This is a genomic window from Pseudomonas sp. EA_65y_Pfl1_P113, assembly GCF_963970525.1.
GTDB lineage: Bacteria > Pseudomonadota > Gammaproteobacteria > Pseudomonadales > Pseudomonadaceae > Aquipseudomonas > Aquipseudomonas tritici.
The window spans coordinates 1-445 of sequence record NZ_CAXAQM010000620.1; the positions used below are offsets into that span (position 1 = coordinate 1).

The 445-nt window shown below is 64.5% G+C and carries 1 protein-coding gene; it reads left to right on the top strand.

Translation table 11 applies throughout. The annotated features are described in order from the left end of the window. Window positions 1–52: 52 nt before the first annotated feature. Window positions 53–445, top strand: a 393-nt coding sequence (locus AACY52_RS31405; RefSeq protein ID WP_339561559.1) for a MarR family transcriptional regulator, incomplete at its 3' end; no start/stop codon positions are given.

A 445-nucleotide genomic window follows, 5' to 3' on the forward strand; every position in this document is an offset into this window, starting at 1 on the left:
GGATGTGTGTATCATGCAGCCTTTATGCCACTTTGGAGGCTTGAGGTAAAGAGTGTATAATACAGCTAGTATCGATACCGTCGCTCGCGCGCTCGTTGATCTGCTGGGGTTTTTCAGCAGCCCGCAGCGCGTGGACCTGTTGCTGAAAGAGGCGGGTGTGGTGCTCGACCGCGCGCTGGTGCCGCTGTTGGTGGGGATCGCCACGCGGGGCACGCTGAGCGTGGCGGCGCTGGCCGATCAGGTGGGGCGGGACTCGACGACGGTTAGCCGCCAGATTGCGAAGCTCGAACAATTGGGCCTTATCGCCAAGATTCCCGGCGAAACGGACCGGCGAATCCGGATGGTCACGCTCGCTCCCGCGGGCGAGGCGCTGGCGCGCTCGGTTGCGGCGGCGCGGCAGCGCTTTCTGGCGCGCGCGCTCGCCGCCTGGAGTGAGGATGATTTG